The organism is Streptomyces sp. C (genome assembly GCF_000158895.1).
Lineage (GTDB): Bacteria > Actinomycetota > Actinomycetes > Streptomycetales > Streptomycetaceae > Streptomyces > Streptomyces racemochromogenes.
On record NZ_GG657750.1, the window covers coordinates 491,815 to 493,410 of the forward strand.

1 pseudogene is annotated in these 1,596 nt (G+C 74.2%); it reads right to left on the reverse strand.

The window, feature by feature from the left end:
* Positions 1 to 901, reverse strand: a pseudogene (locus SSNG_RS02400) (LLM class flavin-dependent oxidoreductase); the annotation flags it as partial.
* Positions 902 to 1,596: the final 695 nt, after the last annotated feature.

Consider the following 1,596-nt stretch of genomic DNA (forward strand, 5'->3'; position numbering starts at 1 on the left):
CCGTACGGGGTGCCGCGAGGGCGTCGAGGCGTTCCTTGCGCGCGCGTGCCGCGGGGGCGTCTCGTCCAGGAAGACGGTGAGGTCCCCGAAGAGGTGCAGGGGCTCCGCCGCGGGTCCGGCGGCCTCCCGGGCCCGCCGGATTCTCCGCGAACGCCGGCGCCGGCACGGCGTCGGTGTCGTGCGCGGGGACGTAACCCGCGTCCGCGGAACGGGCGATGAGACCGTACGCCGCGCCGGCCGCGCCCGCGGCGGTGACCAGGGGCTGGCCCTGGGGCGGGCGGGGGGTGATCGACGGTCCCCGCACGCTGAAGTGGCGGCCCTCGAAGTCGATGTGGTGCAGCTTGTCGCGGTCGACGAAGCGGCCGGTGGCCGCGTCGCGGATCTCGGCGCCGTCGTCCCAGCTGTCCCACAGCCGCCGGACCACCTCGACGTGGTCGGCGGCTTCGCCGTAGGCCTCCGCCTCGGGCAGGGCGGCCGTGCGGCGTCCGAAGTGCCGCAGTTCGTGGGCCGGTTGTGACACCTGGACGTCCAGGCCCGCGCGGCCCCGGCTGACGTGGTCGAGGGTGGCGATGGCCTTGGACACGTGGAAGGGCTCGGTGTGGGTGGCTGTCACGGTGGGGACGAGTCCGATGTGCCGGGTCAGCGGGGCGACGCGGGCGGCGGTGAGCACCGCGTCCAGCCGGCCGCGGACCTGGTCCGTGCGTCCGTCGGGCCCGTCCGGGGAGGACGACTGGAGGGTGAGGGCGTCGTCGAAGGAGACGAAGTCGAGCAGGCCGGCTTCGGCCTCGGCCACGACGTCGGCCCAGTAGCGGGCCGTGAGGAGTTCGCCGGGCCGGGCACCCGGTTCGCGCCAGGCGGCCGGGTGCCGGCCGGCACCGTCGAGCGCGACGGCGAGGTGCAGTTGTTCGGAAGCCGCCGATCGGGATGCGGCTGGGGATGCGGATGCCGGCACGTCGAATCACGCCTTTCCGGATACGCCTTCCGGTCGGCCGCGCGAAGGGCGGCCGATTCCTGTTGCGTTATCCGCCGAAAACGCTATGTCCGGCCGTTGCGCCATACAATGACCGCCTTGTTAAGGGAAGTTGGCAGTCGTGTTGCCGCTCCGTCAATCGGCGGTCGCAGCAAGGCGCTTACCTGCGCCGTCTTTCATCCCGAGACCGTCTTGTCCACGATCCGGTCGTGGTCTTGCCGGGAGGGCGCTTCCGGGCAAGTATTCCTATCAATCCGATGGGAAAAGTGGGGATCGGCGCCGCCCGGCTCCCACCCCTCGCGCGTGCCCAGGCCTCCCGGCAACCGGCCGGCGCCACCGACAACGTCCCGGAGCAGCCGACATGACCACCGCCCTCCCTCCCGGCGACACCCCACGCCCCTCCCCCGTGCCGTGCCGCGGCGTCCGGGCCTGTCGGTGACGCCGGTGTCCACGACCCCCGAGCACCGCGGGCCGGCCGTCCGACGCCGCACGGCGCCGCGCGCTCCCTGCGTACCGCCCGCGACGTGGCGGAGGACTTGGCCGCCGACTCCGTGGCCCGCGAGCAGGCGGGCCGGCCGCCGGTCGACGAGACGGCCCGGCTGCGCGAGGCGGGCCTGCTCGCCTCG